Origin of the sequence: Paenibacillus sp. UNC217MF (genome assembly GCF_000686865.1) — a bacterium.
Classification (GTDB): Bacteria; Bacillota; Bacilli; order Paenibacillales; family Paenibacillaceae; genus Paenibacillus_B; species Paenibacillus_B suaedae.
In genome coordinates this window covers 583,560-599,632 of record NZ_KK366028.1, presented here as the reverse complement: position 1 = coordinate 599,632, position 16,073 = coordinate 583,560, and the positions used below count along the sequence as shown (strand labels likewise).

Genomic DNA, 16,073 nt, shown 5'->3' with positions numbered 1-16,073 from the left:
GGTTTGCGCATTCGCATTTGTCAAAGAGGTGGCTCCTTCCTCATTTCAAATCATCTATTGGATAGTGGTAGTCTACTTATACTTTGTTAATCGGGGCAAAAGCAGCCAATAACCGCTTCACACCCACTGGCGCAGGGAAGGCAATTTGCAGCTCCGTATCCGTGCCCTCACCCTTAACCGACACGATCACGCCTACGCCCCACTTGGCATGGGATACTTTGTCCCCTGGCTGATAGTCTCCGGGTTGGGCTCCCGCTTGCTTCACTTTTTCCGCTGCTGATGTTACTGTCACACTTGATCCGCTACTTGCGGCTGCTCCAGCTCCACCTGAAGCACGCCATCCTGTTTGAGCGCTGCTTCCAATGCCTCTCGTGCCTGGAGCTTGTGCTCCACCACCGCCTGAATAACCTAACCCACGCCCTCCGTATGAAGCAGAAGCAGCATTGCGGCCGTAATGATCCACCCTTCCATAGCGTGTGCCCTCTGGCGTCGCGTCTTCCTTAACTTCATCCGGTATCTCCTGCAGAAAACGTGAAGGAGGATTGGCATTTGTTCGACCAAACAAAGTACGTGTACGTGCGCAGGTAAGGAATAATTGCTTCTCAGCACGAGTAATCCCTACGTAAGCTAGTCGTCGTTCTTCCTCCAGCTCCTCATTGTCGCTGAATGCACGGCTGTGCGGGAATACCCCTTCCTCCATACCTATAATAAAGACAACTGGGAATTCCAAGCCTTTTGCACTGTGCATCGTCATCAAGATGACGGCATCTTCCTCTTCGTTGCCTTCCTCGTCGTTCATCGAATCAATATCTGCGATCAGTGCAAGATCCGTCAGGAACGAAATCAAGGACTTGTCCTCATTGCGCTGCTCGAATTCCTGAGTAACGGACAAGAACTCGTCGATGTTCTCGAGACGTGCCTTCGATTCCAGCGTATTCTCACGCTGCAATTCCAGCTTATATTCGGACAGTTCAAGCATTTTTTCCGTTAATTCCGTTACGGACAAATACTCCACCATATGATTCAAATTATCGATGATCGCGCGGAACTCACGCAGCGCGCCCTTGGTTTTCGGCGAAATATCAAGGGCATCCATGTCAGCGATAACCTTCATCATCGATACTCCACGAGTAGCTGCTGCTTCAGCCAGCTTATTCATTGTCGTGGCCCCAATGCCCCGCTTCGGTACATTCACAACACGCTCTAAGCTGATATCATCATCCATATTCGATATGAGACGCAGATAGGCAAGCAAGTCCTTAATCTCTTTGCGATCATAGAACTTAACGCCTCCGACGATCTGATACGGAATATCTGACTTAATCAGAATTTCCTCGATAACACGGGATTGCGCATTCGTCCGATACAGTATCGCATGGTCGGCGTAATGCTTGTTCGCCATATGGTTCTTTTTAATCTCGGATGTTACGAAGTAACCCTCATCATGCTCTGTATCTGCTTGATAGAGCTTAATCTTCTCTCCCTCACCCGATTCCGTCCACAGCTTCTTCGGCTTGCGTCCAGTGTTCAGCTTAATGACTCCATTCGCGGCATTCAGAATATTGGAGGTCGAGCGATAGTTCTGCTCCAACATAATCGTCGTAGCCTTCGGGTAGTCACCCTCGAAATTCAGAATGTTCGTAATATCGGCGCCGCGCCAGCGATAGATCGACTGATCGCTATCCCCGACGACGCAAATGTTTTGATGCTGATCAGCCAGCATCCGGCACAGCATATATTGCGCACGGTTCGTATCTTGATACTCGTCGACGTGAATGTATTTGAATTTCTTCTGATAGAAATCCAATACTTCAGGGACGTCCTTGAACAATTGAATCGTCGACATGATGAGATCATCGAAATCAAGCGAATTATTGCTCTTTAGACGTTTCTGATACATCGTATACACCTTGGCTACAATTCCATCAAAGTGGTCGCCAATCTTCTGTTCGAAGCGGCTTGGCGTCAGCAATTCGTTCTTCGCTGTACTAATTGCAGCTTGTACTGCGCGTGGATCGAATTTTTTCGTATCCAGGTTCAATTCCTTCATGCATCCGCGAATAACGGACAACTGATCCCCTGAGTCAAGAATCGTGAAGTTCGAGGTAAACCCGATACGTTCAATATCTTTGCGTAGGATTCGCACACACATGGAGTGGAATGTGGATACCCAAATGTCTCTTCCATCTGGGCCAACCAGCTTGGATACCCGCTCCTGCATCTCTCGTGCAGCCTTGTTTGTAAACGTAATGGCTAGGATGCTCCATGGCGGTGCCTTCCTCGTAGCGATTAGATATGCAATGCGATGCGTTAGCACGCGCGTCTTGCCTGATCCCGCTCCCGCCATAATGAGCAATGGCCCTTCAGTGGTCTCAACAGCGCGTCGTTGTTCAGGGTTCAAGCGCTTGATAGCGTCTTGAATGTCGATGGAAGCCCCGTAGCTTCCATAATTATTCGAATACGAATTCGAGTTTGAGTTGGTGCTACCATTGGAATCCGGTCGTAAAAAGTCAAACATTTCGTGCGCAGTCTCCTTTCTGCAGTTATGTGAGATGTATTTATTTAGGTCGATAATTTGGTAAGAAAAACTCCCGGCAGTGCAGCCATGTAAACACACCAGACTATTTATACCTAAGAGTGTCTGTTTTAAATGATCATTAGAAAAGCTATATCGTTAGCTTAGTTTCCTTTACTGCATCTACAGTCGCGAGGGCAGCTTCCAAGTCGTCATAAACGACATTGCCTACAACTACTGTATGAGCTGAGGTAGCCGCTTCTTGGGCTTGCTTTACCGTACGGATTCCGCCCCCATAGAACAACTGGGCTTGCGTCAGAGAGCGTTTCACCTTCTTAACCAGCTCCATATCGCCAAACATGCCGCTGTACTCCACATACACGACAGGAAGGTGCATCAGCTTATCCCCTGCCTGAGCATATGCAGCCGCTTCTGCTGGAGATAATTGCGTGTCTGCTCCTGTAATCTTAGCTGCTGTCGCTTTTGGATTCAAAATAATATATCCTTCTGGGATTAACAAATCCCACGGGATCATATAACCATATTGTTGAATCGCTTCACGATGCTGGCCTATAAGCCAATTAGCATTCTCCGTATTCAGCACCATCGGAATCATATAGGCATCAAAGCCAGGCACGACCGCATCCAATTCGGACACTTCGAGGACGACCGGCAGCTCATATCGCCGTATGCGGGACATAAGGTCTACCGTGTTCTCAAAAGTGACTCCGCTCGATCCCCCGACCATTATGGCATCAGTTCCAGATAAACATACACGATCCAGCGCCTCATCGCCAATTTCTTTGTCCGGGTCAAGCTTGAATACGTGCCGCCAGTCATCTATCGGTTGCAAAGGCGTCTTCACGTTGCGTTTCCTCCAGGTCTGCCGCTCATGGATGTAAGTGGTGCGATGAGCGACCTTAATAATAATGTTCTATATTGTAGTGTACCAGAAATAAGCCTATGGGTGGAGGGAAATGGGTGCCAGATATGAGGCAGGGAAATAAGAGTGAATAGAATGTATGTTCTTATTGTAATGGAAAATGCGTTGAAAGTGAACATGTCCTTTTTAGGTTCCTTACTTTCCAGCTACATAATCCTCGTTTGCTATAGGGTTACGTATGCTTTTCATGCTTCCTTATATAAAGAAAAAGTGCTTAAATTTGTGTTCCTACAAGGAACATACTTCTAGCTGATATGTTATAATCACTACAGTTAGATAACATGTCGAGGAGTGTCAATTTATGAGTTTGCCTGTTCAATTGAACAAGAAGCTCAGCCAAAGTACGAATCTTCTCATTGCAGAGGACATTGCAGCTTATAATCGAAAAACAGAACGAATCAAGCTATCCATTAATATAGGATTAATATCTATAGAATACATTCTGTATATAATCGGCTTTCTTACACTGTTCTATTATAAAGTTGTATCTGATTACGATTCGTTTACTTGGAGCGAGCTTCACACCAGCATTGCTAAAATACCAGTACTTGCTGACTACGCGTTATTGATTGGCATCATTTTTACGATTTATACGGCAATGCTGTATCAACAAGGGATGTTTAAAAGAAATCGCGATATCCGAATGATTGATGATACGATCTCAGCAATAAAAGCTGTTTCAACTTCATTTCTAATTGCATTAGGAATTGCATTCTTTTTAAAAACAAGTATCGTATACTCTCGTGTGCTCATCCTAATGCTAGCGATTCTTATGGTGTTCATTTTCCTCTTATCTCGAATTATGAGGAATTATGCTCAAGTTCTTTTGCATCGTTCGAGAAGATACAATAAAAACGTATTAATAATCGGCGCAGGCAAAGTCGGAATACAGATTCGAAATCATGTTATGGCAAACACAAGCTGCCATTTTGTTGGATTTTTAGATGATTATAAAAATAGCGATCAAGTATTAGGCACTATTCAGAACATCGAGCAGCTCATCGCTCGTCATAAAGTACAGGAAATCTATATTACCATTCCATCAGAAAAGAACATCATAAATGAACTTATAACCTCCATTCGGAAGTATGACGTTCAAATCAAGATTATTCCTGAGCTATTCGAATTGGTGACCTCCAGTATCTCATTTGATCAAGCTTACGATTATCCTTGCATTGAAATTGTGAAAACCCCTCTTAGAGGACTGAATTTGTTTTTAAAACGAGCGGCTGACATCATATTATCCTTACTTGGCATTATTATGATTTCTCCGATCCTGTTGATCGTCGCTCTATTTATCAAATTCGACTCTAAAGGGCCTGTATTCATACATCAAAAACGAATCGGAAAAAATGGCGCTCCGTTCCACATGCACAAGTTCCGTTCTATGGTTAATAATGCAGAAGAGCTAAAAGAGCAGCTTGAAAAGTATAACGAAGCAGATGGCCCAGCATTTAAAATGAAAAACGATCCTCGTATCACTAGGGTTGGACGGTTTATTCGGAAATTTTCAATCGATGAGCTGCCACAGTTATTTAATGTGCTAAAAGGTGAAATGAGTCTTATCGGGCCTCGTCCACCATTGCCAAATGAAGTGGAGCAATATAGCGATTTCCAATGGAGACGATTAGATATCCGCCCTGGAATTACAGGATTGTGGCAGGTTAGCGGTCGCAGTGACATTAATTTTGATGAGTGGGTTAAGTTAGACTTATACTACATTGAAAAGTGGAGCATTTCACTTGAGTTAAAGATCTTGATCAAAACAATCCCTGTAGTCCTAAAAGGTGAAGGCGCTTATTAATGTACATATGGTACTCACGGTTTTAGAATATATATAAAAACAACAAATGCACTCTCTTCTATAAGCAAACCATGAAGAGTGTGCATTTTATTATGAGGACGGGATTAGCTTTTTAATTAGCTTTGATACAGCATTTAATGTAATGGAGATGATAAACTTTGCACCGATCCCCATATACATTAGGCCAGTTACCCAAATCGGATACTTCGAACGATAGTGTTTATTATAAAACAATGCCATTGCCCTGTGAAATTCATATGTTATTCGCATAGGCTTATTCCGACTACTAGCACGTTTATAATGCAATATTGTGGTCTTCGGATAATAGTAATTCGTCCAACCTGCTTCCTTTAAACGATAACACCAGTCCGTATCCTCAAAATACATAAAGAAAGACTCATCCAACAACCCTACATTTTCAATTGCCTCTCGCCGTACCATCATAAAAGCTCCTACCAAACAATCGATCGGATATGATTCATTCGGATCAAGATCCTCGCGATGGTAAGCGTTGATTTTCGGGTGTTTGGGAAACAATTTCGATAACTTGGACACGTAATATAACGTAGCCAAAGGAGTTGGAAAGCCCCGCCGACACGCTTTATCCAATGAACCGTCGGGCAGCAGCACTTTACACCCGGAGGCTCCAACTGTCGGATCGTCATCCATGAATCGGATCATGATACCGAGCGTGTCAGGTTCGATAACGGTATCCGAGTTCAAGAGTAGAACATATCGCCCCTGAGCAATGCGCATGCCCTGATTGTTCGCCTTCGCGAAGCCTAGGTTCTCAGTGTTGGGGATCAGTCTTACTTGCGGAAATTGCTCTTGGATAACGGATACAGAGTCATCCCGCGATGCATTATCTATAAGAATGACTTCGTAACTATAAGCTGTTATAGATTCATATACTGATTTTAGACAGTTCAGTGTTAACTGTTTGGTGTTATAGTTCACGATGATAATGGATAAGTCTATCATTTTAAAATGTCTCCCTTAATCATCATAAGACGAAAAACGAGATTGTCCAGCATGGACTGACGGTACAGTCTAGTAGTTAATGAATACCTTATTCGATCGAAAAAACCTCGATTAGGCAGTAGAAATTCCATTAGTTCTCTTCTAAATTCTTGAGACAAATGCTCTCCCCAGCATCGTTCAAATTCTTTGGCTTGATTCCAGTAAATTTTGTCATGGCAATGTTTGAGATAATTGTCACACTTCTTCATTATTCTCTCTTTGATGCCATTCTGCCCACCAACAACATTGCCTTGATGCTGTCGATAATAAATACTAGGTTCATGATCATATATGATTTCCCCGAAAGCAGAAACAGTCAAGTATACCCACCAATCATGCATAACGATTTTATTAGGATTTGGTAAGTTACTCGTTATCATTTTGGCCGCTGAACGATTTATCATTATCGTAGCACCAACAGCAATGTTCTCAATTAAAGCATTATAAAAAGACGGGTCGCGCTGTGGAACAGGGGGCCAACTATTAAGCGGCTGCAGCATTTCATTTACCATTAGAGTCGGCGTTACGTACATGATGGGTCGGTCTCCAGAATATTCCCTCAGAGAACGTATTCCCCGCTCCAGCCTATCTTCCATCCATACATCATCTTGATCACAGAAGCAGATATACTCCGTATCCCTATGGACATGGCTCGAAAAGAGATCAAAAAAACTCGCTATAACGCCTATATTTTGCTCGTAGAAAGCTTCCACCTGATTAGGAAATTTACATATGTAATCTTGAATAATGGCTTTTGTTTTATCAGATGAGCCGTCATCTCTTATCGTAATGAAGAAATGAGAGTGAGTCTGATTCAGCAGACTCTCAAGCTGCTCCCTCAGATATTTTTCCCCATTATAGGTCGAAACAAGAATCTGTACTTTATCGTGTTTTCTCCCCACTCTCATTCACTTCCCATTCTACTTTTGGTTCAAAAAATCTTGCAATGCCTCTCGCCAATGACGAATCGGTACAAAGCCATTCACACGTATAGCCATCGGTTCCATAACAGAATAACGCGGACGTTGCGCTGGGCGCGGAAACTGTTCCGTCGTGCAAGGCTCAACTATTACGGGCATCCCTGCCTCTTCAAATATCGCTTTCGCGAATTGGCACCATGTGCAAGTTCCCGAATTGGAAGCGTGATAGATGCCATACTTATCAGTTATTACAAGTTGCTCCAAAAATAATGCCAGATCACACGTATATGTCGGTGATCCCCACTGATCATCAACGACCTGCAACGAGTCTCGCTCCTGGCCTATCTTCAACATCGTTTTGACGAAGTTGTTGCCTGAAGCTCCATACACCCATGATGTTCTCACAATGAACCAACGAGAACATAACGATTGGATCAAGTGTTCTCCTGCTCGTTTTGACTTGCCATATACAGTTAACGGATTGGTATTATCATACTCATGATATGGACTTGAATTGTTTCCATCAAATACATAATCCGTGCTTATATAGCACATTTTTGCATTTACTCTTTCTGCAGCAACAGCTATATTTCTTGTTCCAATAGCGTTTACTAAATATGCATTATCTTGATCCGTTTCCGCATTATCCACTGCTGTATAGGCTGCACAGTGAATGATCGCTTCCGGTTGAAGCTCATTAATTACACGATTGCACATTTTATCGTCTGTAATATCTAGCTTGACTCTATCTAATCCAATTACATCGTGACCTTTTTCAGAAAAAAGGCGGACTACGTCCGCCCCTAATTGCCCATTAGCGCCTGTTACGAGTATCTTCACACTTTACTCCCCCAGCCGTGTCCCATATTGTTGGTCATAATAGGCCTGATACGCACCAGACTGTATTCTTTCCCACCATGACCGATTGTTCAAATACCAGTTTATCGTCTCTTTAATCCCTGTTTCAAACGTATGCTTTGGCTTCCAGCCCAATTCAGTCGTGATCTTAGTTGCGTCTATACCATAACGACGATCATGTCCTAGTCTATCTTCAACATACTTAATTAATGATTCCGGTTTTCCAAGCTGCTCCAATATCGTTCTAACAATATGAATGTTAGTACGCTCATTATTACCGCCTACATTATATACTTCGCCATTGCGACCTTTGTGAATAACCAAATCAATAGCACTGCAATGATCCTCAACATACAACCAATCACGAATATTAAGCCCATCCCCGTAAATCGGGAGCTGCTTGTCATTTAAAGCATTGGCGATCATTAATGGAATTAACTTTTCAGGAAACTGATACGGTCCGTAGTTATTTGAGCAACGCGTAATATTGACAGGAAGACCAAACGTTTCATGATACGCCCTAACGAGCAAATCCCCTCCTGCCTTACTCGCAGAATAAGGACTATTTGGTGTCAGTGGTGTCGTTTCGCTAAACAATCCAGTCTCCCCGAGAGTTCCATAAACTTCATCTGTGGATACTTGCACGAACTTGGTAACTCCGTATTTCTTAGCAGCATCGAGCAGTACTTGCGTTCCAAGCACATTCGTCTTCACAAAGATTTCAGGCTCAAGAATGCTGCGATCCACGTGGGATTCAGCCGCGAAATTTACGACAACATCTATACCTTCACTGAATAATTGTCCCATTGCTTGTGCGTCAGCAATATCCGCCTTCTCAAAGCGATAATTCGGGTTATGCTGAACGTCTGACAGATTTTCTAAATTACCTGCATATGTCAGAGCATCTACATTAACAATTTTATATTCAGGGTACTTATTCAGCATATAGATGACAAAGTTGCTGCCGATAAATCCGGCGCCACCTGTTATTAGTAATTTCATAGGGCTAACTCCTATTCAAAATTTATTTCCGCTTCTTGAAGGGTAGGATGTAATTTATCTTTATCAGACAATATTGGCTTGGATGTCGGCCAATCAATACCTAAGGCTGGATCGTTCCACAGAATCCCACGATCATGCTCAGGTGAATAGTACTCATCCACTTTATATAAAACTTGAGTATTAGACACTAATGTACAAAAACCATGTGCAAATCCCTTAGGTACCAAAAGCTGTCGATGATTGTGTTCGCTAAGAATGACTCCAACCCATTGACCGAAGGTTGGTGAATTCTTGCGAATATCAACGATGACATCATATATTGCCCCAGATATTACCCTAACTAATTTTGTTTGCGCCTTAGGATTAAGCTGATAGTGCAATCCTCTAATCACGCCTGCTTCAGCAGATAGTGACTGATTGTCTTGCATAAAATTAAATGAAATAGCTTGTTCCTGCAACTTCTGTTCATTATAGCTTTCCATAAAAAAGCCCCGGTGATCTCCATGGATCACCGGTTCAATTACATATGCGCCTGAGAGAGATAGTTCTATTACCTTCACATTACTGCACTCCTTACAACTTTAATTTCCCGAATTCTTCTCCGAACGTAATATCTTTAGCGAGCTCATTCGCTTTTGCTAGTGATGCATGAGTGCCCGCATCCGTCCACCAACCTTGAAGAATATCAAACGTAAGTTCATTACGCTTTATGTAAGCATTATTAACGTCTGTAATTTCAAGTTCCCCACGTCCAGATGGCTTAAGCGTCTTAACAATATCAAACACCGTGTGGTCGAACATATAAATCCCTGTAACCGCATAGTTGCTTTTGGGTTGTTCTGGTTTTTCCTCAATCGAAACAATATGATCGTCTTGCAATTCTGCTACGCCATACCGCTTTGGATCATGAACCTCTTGAAGGAGTATTTTAGCTCCATTTTTCTGTTGACGGAAGTTGTACACGTAGTTGGAGATATCATCTTCAAATACATTATCCCCAAGGATGACAACCATTTGATCATCGCCTACAAATTGTTCCGCTAAATCAAGAGCCTGTGCAATCCCACCAGCCTCATCTTGGACTTTGTAGGTGAAGCATACTCCCATATCGGATCCGCTTCCTAGAAGATTAACAACCTCTCCCATGTGTTCCTTACCCGTGACAATAAGAATATCCTCTATATTTGCCTTTTTTAATTTGTTTACCGCATGGAATATCATGGGGTATTTCCCAACGGGTAATAAATGCTTGTTAGTTACTTTCGTTAAAGGGTAAAGGCGTGAACCTGTACCTCCTGCAAGAATAATCCCTTTCATAGTCCACCCATCCTTACTTTTTTTACAAACAAAGAAAACATAGCTCTAATACTCATGCATCATTCTCAACTGCTAAGATGGAATTATTTTGAAATCAAAATAACTCCAATTACAATGATACCCGCTCCTATCCATTTTGTTAAGGAAACCGGTTCATTAAATACAATTAAAGCAACTACCATACCAAATACATACGCTAGACTTTGAATTGGATATGCAGTGCTTAATGACATTCTTGAGAGAACAGCAAACCATACCAAAGTTGCTAAAGCATACAACAATAAACCTGCAAGAATATGTGGAGTAAACATTGCTTTCCAAGAAGTAGCTAGTGTAACTCCACCCATTCTATCTAAACCCATTTTAAATAAGACTTGACCTGCTACGAGCATTATAATATTCATCAGCAGAAGCAATGCATTCATTTATTTTTCTCCTTTTTATGCAATTCTTCCGTCAACCGAATAACTTCTAATTTTAGCAATCCCAATTCTTGTGAGAGTTCTTTTACTTTTGTGGAAGACTTAGATGCATTTATTGTCATGGAAAATAAGATCGCATAGGAACAAAAGGAAACTAGTAAAAATAAAGCATTTACAGGCAATTCTATCCCCATCGCGTGAGCAAGAAATCCAATAAAATTAGGGAAAATAGATATCATAAGTATGATAAGCATCAATATTAACCACAACATTGTATATTTTAATTCTAATCTATATTTCTTGATTAAATTGAATAGAAATAAGGCACAAACTATTGCTCCAACTATTAAAATAACTTGTAATTTTAATGATATCATACATAACCTCTAAACGATTTGTTTTCTAAATCTATCTATTAAAATGGCTAAGGATACCTTAAGCATATAATAAAGAGATTTGAATGTAGTAATAGAAGACTTTCCTTCCTTTCTTTCTTGCATAATAACTGGGACTTCCTTTATACGATAACCATTTCTCAATAGGTACATGATTGATTCAGGTTCTGGATAATCTACTGGGTATCTTTTTGAAAACTCATTAATAACTTTTTTGTTGCATGCTCTAAATCCAGAAGTAGGATCTGTTATTACTCGTTTTGATAAAAACTTTAACAAGTATGTAAAATAAGCAATACCAACTCTTCTCATGAACGTTGATTGGAACCCTTCTTTATTAATGAATCGTGAACCAATCACCATATCTGCTTTCTCCTCAGTAATGTACCGAACTAAATCCATAATATATTCCGGTTTGTGCTGACCATCTCCATCAACTTGAATTGCTATGTCATAATCATGTAGCCTAGCATATTTATACCCAGTCTGTACCGCCCCACCAATCCCTAAATTACATGGTAAGTTGATAGTCAAGGCATTTATATCGTTACAAATAGATTGAGTATCATCTGTTGAGCAATCATTTATAATTAATATATCTACTGCACTATCACATTCAGAATTAATTTTGCTTATTAATTTTTCTATATTTTTTCCTTCGTTATAGGCTGGGATTATTAAAAGAATTCTCATTCTAACTAAAACCTCCATCATAAGGAAATGTTACCCTTGCGTTTTTTCTGTATGTGCATATATATGAAAGTGAGGTTTTCCATAACTTATTGTTGTAAATATTTTAGAATCCCCATGATTCACAGTGTTAGATCAGTAAATAATAACTAAATACGATTTCTCTTACTCACTATATCTTCATAAGGGATTCTAAAATAAACTGTTCATTAATAACTAACTTTATAAATAGACCAAGGATCAACTTTATCACGATACAATAAAGAAATATCGCCTCTTCGAAGTAAAGAGTCTGGTACCTCTACACTAGTAAAAATATATTTTACCCCTAACTCCCTAACGGTTTCAATCGGAATATAGATAATGCGATTTGTGCCATTCACCTTTTCACTTTTTTCATGATCAAAAGTTGCAAATTCTAATGGCCCCTCAGTTAACCGCATATCAATATGTGCAAACTGATTCCACATGTCAATGAACTTATGTTCCTTGTCAATAACACTCATCATTTTCCAATCTGGATAATAGTAGGTACCAGTCGTTCTTGCAACTCCTTGAGCAGAAACTAAATTTGAAATAGTAGGGCTTCCACTAACCATCCATCTTCCACTATCCATATTGTTTAACTCTCTAATTTTTTTCATTGTAGTTTTTTCAAACATTGAATCCAAGCCCTGGGTAATAGGATTCACCATACAAGTAGAGACAATTGAAAGTAGTGTGAGCAATCCCGCAAACTTGCGTATTTCTTTTTTTCCTCCAATTAGTAATAAATAACCCATGTAACTTAACAATGCAACGATAATTATCATTATTGCAGTTCCTGCGGTAAATGATTTAAAAAAACCAAAAACATTTTCACTATTTGTTAATATACAAAGTGTCAAAAAACCAACGGTTCCAGCTATTAGGCTTGCATTTTTATTTGAATAACATCCCGCAATCTTTCTCTCCAGTAAAGGTAATAAACAAATAATTAGTAAAGTAAAACCAAATCCATATGCATATGTTATTCTTACTGGATAAGTAAAGCTCAATAATGTGATCTTGTTAATAAAAGAAGAGCGTGGGAGCCAAGCAACTAGCATAAGCATTACTGAAGCACCAAATAATAAACTAGGTAATAACAATTTATTACGATTCCGCCAAATAAGCCCCAAAGTAACAATTATCAAAAAAGGAATAAATGTATAAAATTGACTGATTTCACTGGCATTCAAAAATTGTGGCCAATGAACGCTTGCTGTAAAAACATTTACAAACTGATATAACTCATAATCCCACGGTAATGATATCCATGGCCTACTAGATCCAGGATATATAGTGTTCATTATAGTCGTCATTGCTGGATTAGATTTAGAATAAAAATGAACTATAATACCCAAAAAAGGTGCAATTGCAAGCACATAATGAACTAATTTCTTTAATGCAAATGGTTTTTTACTTTTATTATCAATAATTAGATAAACAAGAATAGCCATAAAAATATAGGCTAGCGGCACTTGTGTTGCAGGATACATTGTTAGTGCATATACCAATGCAAAAAATCCTACCCCCAGCAAAGCAAGAAATTTACTAATGCTTTTTGTAGAGTTTAGATATTTATTAAAAAGAACTAAAGCAAATTGACCACTCATTAACATTAACATGAGAGTCTGTGAAAGCCACCACTGAACAGGAGGTGCAAAAGAAATAATAAGGGCTGTAAATACTGCATACCGATAACGTTTTGTTAGTAATAGACCCATTTCAAAAGAGGCCATAAAAAGTAGAACTATGCGCGACCACCAATAAAAGGAAAAGGCGTATTCAGGTGAAAGAATGAGGAAGCCCCATAAATCGGGACGAGCAATAATAACAATATCTTTTACAGGCGCAAACGCTGATACAACCATATCGTTGCCATCAAAACTTAAGTTTGTATTGAAATAGGATAATGGATCACTCCCCATTACCTGTGCAAAATAGTATGGTTTTTCAGTAGCCCACTCATCACCACGAATACCTTGTGGAATCCCCAGCAAAGTGCTCTGCTTATAATTTTCTGTATTACCTTGTAGCATTCCGTCGTAAAACCCTAGCGAAGAACCCGTAAAGCGCCCTCCAACCATTAAGAGTAAGAAGACTGCAGCAAAAATGTAGCGATATTTTATTGATTTTTTAATGCCAAAATATAATATAAGACCAAAAATAAAAAGAAAGATGAAAATAAAATATACTCTCCCTGTGGAAAATATCAATGCAGGAGAAAAGTAACGATATAGCGTATTCCATTCAAATATCTGTGCTACTCTGGCAATCGTACGAAACAGTACTACATCTATTAGTAATGCAAACAAAACAGAATAGAGTAGTACAAGAAGGAATCCTAAAATTCTTTTTTCTTTTTGTCTCGAACAAATGATCTTATTACTTCCTATCAAAATTTTAATGAACCAAATAATCACTTTTTTGAACAAAGACAGGATTTTATTCCCTATTAATAGCATTAAAGATAACCCTATAAAAATCAATTCTTTTCGTATTAAGTCCTGTCTTATAGTGGCATGCATATCATTTAGAAGGTTCATAGAGTAAATATGACCATCAGAACCAGAAGTATGAATCTGTATAACATTATTTTCAATATTATAACTATCTATATCATTAATATTATTGAACTTGCGCATAAATTCTTTACTATCATAATTCACCTCGTAAATCGGTGACTTCAGAATTGTAAAAGAATGAACTTTATAAGAAGAGGCAATAGTTCCAAAATCTATCCGAAGCTTATTCAACTTTTCTAAAGATAATGGGACGGATATTGTTTGAATTCCGCCCCCAGATAATAAAGTGTCAGGCCCCATATGCGTGTCGTCAAATGGATAACCTTCCAAAGAATTGTCATAATAAAAACTTAGATTCACATCTGCTCCACCTGTAGAAACTTTCATCTCAATCGATGGTTCAAATAAATTGAATACAACTAAATTACAAATTAAAAAAAAGGAGAGGGCTATTACTAACCTTTTATTTTTCATAACTATCTCTTTCATCTATTGATTGGCTCCTGTATCCACATATATGTGTATATTTATTAACTTTATCTAAACAACTTTACATGAACCTTCTTTAAGAATGCTTTAAATCCTTGGTTTCGTATAACAGAAATCGCTTTGGAAGAATAACTTTTGGATTTTTTCATGATTTTCCCTGAATTTAATTTTCTCGCAAAGTGGTCATTTCCATATTCAAAAGGATTTTCGATACTAAACATTACGTCATAATCTTTACGATATAATTTTCTTATAGAATCACTTACTTTTTCTCCAGATGAATAGCAGCTATAAGACCACTTCGTCTTTGATATCGCATCTGAATCATTTGAATCATGAATTACAGAGTAACTAGAATATAGTTCTTTAAACGGGTGATCCCCTTCAGGAAGCCATTCTCTCATGCATTTTTGCGCAGAATCACCATATCCAGAAAAATGAATAAAACGCAAAGGATCCCCTTTAACATAAACTCCGTCTTCTTTTTTTGTCATTTCGCAATTTAAAAGCGACCATGGAGCAAAATCATATCCTCTATGTTTAAATATTTCGACATCAAAGAAGCAAGGGGCTAAATCAACCCACTTTTGATCTGTGAACACGCCATTAGCGATGTCATCATAGCAAAAGAGATATAGGCGATCAGCCCACCAATTAATAAATTTTTGTGCTTCATCACTTCGATTCACACCTAAGAAACCTAAATTATAGACACCATGAGCAGTACTGGAAAGTTCCATATCAATATTTCCAGGATCGAGCAAATGAGGACATAGAGCAATTGGTCTCTCATTTAAGAGTCCTCTTAGTTCTACAAAATCGGAATAAACAAAAATATCAGGATCAAGATAAACAAACTGCTGTTCACCAGGAAACGCCTTATACAAATATCTGAAAAATTGTCCTTTAACGGAAGTAGAGGCTTCGACAATTGCATGCTTAAAAATAAAACGATCAAAATTACCTTCCCAAGCATCCTTAGCTAAAACAATATGATCAAAATAAGGGTATTCATACTGCGGTAAGACTTCACGCTCCACTAAACAAACTACAAAAACGGAATCTGGAATATTTTCTTTGACTGATTTAGCTAATGCACGTGCCTTATGTAAATAGTTAGCGCATATCGATGTGAATATTATCATTTCT

The 16,073-nt window shown here is 39.3% G+C and carries 14 protein-coding genes; 1 reads left to right on the top strand and 13 read right to left on the bottom strand.

Annotation, left to right across the window (positions count from 1 at the left end):
* Positions 1-76 precede the first annotated feature (76 nt).
* On the bottom strand, positions 77-2,518 hold the full coding sequence (pcrA, locus tag BP95_RS0124225) for a DNA helicase PcrA (RefSeq protein WP_021257062.1): 2,442 nt from the start codon (positions 2,516-2,518) through the stop codon (positions 77-79).
* Between the two features lie 148 nt (positions 2,519-2,666).
* Positions 2,667-3,380 carry a heptaprenylglyceryl phosphate synthase gene (locus BP95_RS0124220; protein WP_021257063.1) on the bottom strand — a complete coding sequence of 238 codons (714 nt, stop codon included), beginning with the start codon at positions 3,378-3,380 and terminating at the stop codon, positions 2,667-2,669.
* Positions 3,381-3,759: 379 nt separating this feature from the next.
* Here BP95_RS0124220 and BP95_RS0124215 point away from each other — a divergent pair, with 379 nt between their 5' ends.
* Positions 3,760-5,262 carry a sugar transferase gene (locus BP95_RS0124215; RefSeq protein WP_021257064.1) on the top strand — a complete coding sequence of 501 codons (1,503 nt, stop codon included), beginning with the start codon at positions 3,760-3,762 and terminating at the stop codon, positions 5,260-5,262.
* A gap of 90 nt (positions 5,263-5,352) precedes the next feature.
* Here the strand turns inward: BP95_RS0124215 and BP95_RS0124210 are convergent, their stop codons facing one another.
* The 11 genes from BP95_RS0124210 to BP95_RS0124160 form a co-directional block, all read right to left on the bottom strand.
* Positions 5,353-6,240, bottom strand: a complete 888-nt coding sequence (locus BP95_RS0124210) for a glycosyltransferase family 2 protein (RefSeq protein WP_036592685.1) — start codon at positions 6,238-6,240, stop codon at positions 5,353-5,355.
* Entirely contained in the window at positions 6,240-7,190 is a 951-nt protein-coding gene (locus BP95_RS0124205) for a glycosyltransferase family 2 protein (protein WP_028533442.1), read from the bottom strand. The genes BP95_RS0124210 and BP95_RS0124205 overlap by 1 nt, the downstream gene beginning before the upstream one ends.
* Before the next feature lie 12 nt (positions 7,191-7,202).
* Complete coding sequence (gene rfbD, locus BP95_RS0124200; RefSeq protein WP_028533441.1) at positions 7,203-8,042, bottom strand: dTDP-4-dehydrorhamnose reductase; 840 nt, start codon at positions 8,040-8,042, stop codon at positions 7,203-7,205.
* 3 nt (positions 8,043-8,045) lie between these two features.
* Positions 8,046-9,062, bottom strand: coding sequence for a dTDP-glucose 4,6-dehydratase (gene rfbB / locus BP95_RS0124195; RefSeq protein WP_028533440.1), 1,017 nt, complete (start codon positions 9,060-9,062; stop codon positions 8,046-8,048).
* Positions 9,063-9,073: 11 nt separating this feature from the next.
* Positions 9,074-9,622: a dTDP-4-dehydrorhamnose 3,5-epimerase gene (rfbC, locus tag BP95_RS0124190; RefSeq protein WP_028533439.1), complete on the bottom strand. Its 549-nt coding sequence runs from the start codon at positions 9,620-9,622 to the stop codon at positions 9,074-9,076.
* Positions 9,623-9,635: 13 nt separating this feature from the next.
* A complete protein-coding gene (locus tag BP95_RS0124185) occupies positions 9,636-10,379 on the bottom strand; it encodes a sugar phosphate nucleotidyltransferase (RefSeq protein ID WP_028533438.1) in 744 nt (247 codons plus the stop codon).
* Between the two features lie 83 nt (positions 10,380-10,462).
* Positions 10,463-10,804 carry an EamA family transporter gene (locus tag BP95_RS0124180; RefSeq protein WP_028533437.1) on the bottom strand — a complete coding sequence of 114 codons (342 nt, stop codon included), beginning with the start codon at positions 10,802-10,804 and terminating at the stop codon, positions 10,463-10,465.
* Positions 10,801-11,178, bottom strand: coding sequence for a DUF2304 domain-containing protein (locus tag BP95_RS31275; RefSeq protein ID WP_028533436.1), 378 nt, complete (start codon positions 11,176-11,178; stop codon positions 10,801-10,803). Before BP95_RS31275 ends, BP95_RS0124180 begins: the two co-directional genes overlap by 4 nt.
* A gap of 9 nt (positions 11,179-11,187) precedes the next feature.
* On the bottom strand, positions 11,188-11,889 hold the full coding sequence (locus BP95_RS0124170) for a glycosyltransferase family 2 protein (protein ID WP_028533435.1): 702 nt from the start codon (positions 11,887-11,889) through the stop codon (positions 11,188-11,190).
* Between the two features lie 206 nt (positions 11,890-12,095).
* Positions 12,096-14,924, bottom strand: coding sequence for a DUF7657 domain-containing protein (locus BP95_RS0124165; protein WP_028533434.1), 2,829 nt, complete (start codon positions 14,922-14,924; stop codon positions 12,096-12,098).
* Between the two features lie 47 nt (positions 14,925-14,971).
* A complete protein-coding gene (locus BP95_RS0124160; protein ID WP_028533433.1) occupies positions 14,972-16,069 on the bottom strand; it encodes a glycosyltransferase family protein in 1,098 nt (365 codons plus the stop codon).
* Positions 16,070-16,073 lie beyond the last annotated feature (4 nt).

Bases quoted from the DNA above. Each gene is read 5' to 3' on its own strand.
- BP95_RS0124215 (WP_021257064.1), top strand. From the start codon at position 3,760: ATGAGTTTGCCTGTTCAATTGAACAAGAAGCTCAGCCAAAGTACGAAT.
- BP95_RS0124170 (WP_028533435.1), bottom strand. From the start codon at position 11,889: ATGAGAATTCTTTTAATAATCCCAGCCTATAACGAAGGAAAAAATATA.
- BP95_RS0124180 (WP_028533437.1), bottom strand. From the start codon at position 10,804: ATGAATGCATTGCTTCTGCTGATGAATATTATAATGCTCGTAGCAGGT.
- BP95_RS31275 (WP_028533436.1), bottom strand. From the start codon at position 11,178: ATGATATCATTAAAATTACAAGTTATTTTAATAGTTGGAGCAATAGTT.
- BP95_RS0124160 (WP_028533433.1), bottom strand. From the start codon at position 16,069: ATGATAATATTCACATCGATATGCGCTAACTATTTACATAAGGCACGT.
- BP95_RS0124205 (WP_028533442.1), bottom strand. From the start codon at position 7,190: ATGAGAGTGGGGAGAAAACACGATAAAGTACAGATTCTTGTTTCGACC.
- BP95_RS0124185 (WP_028533438.1), bottom strand. From the start codon at position 10,379: ATGAAAGGGATTATTCTTGCAGGAGGTACAGGTTCACGCCTTTACCCT.
- pcrA (WP_021257062.1), bottom strand. From the start codon at position 2,518: ATGTTTGACTTTTTACGACCGGATTCCAATGGTAGCACCAACTCAAAC.
- BP95_RS0124165 (WP_028533434.1), bottom strand. From the start codon at position 14,924: ATGAAAGAGATAGTTATGAAAAATAAAAGGTTAGTAATAGCCCTCTCC.
- rfbB (WP_028533440.1), bottom strand. From the start codon at position 9,062: ATGAAATTACTAATAACAGGTGGCGCCGGATTTATCGGCAGCAACTTT.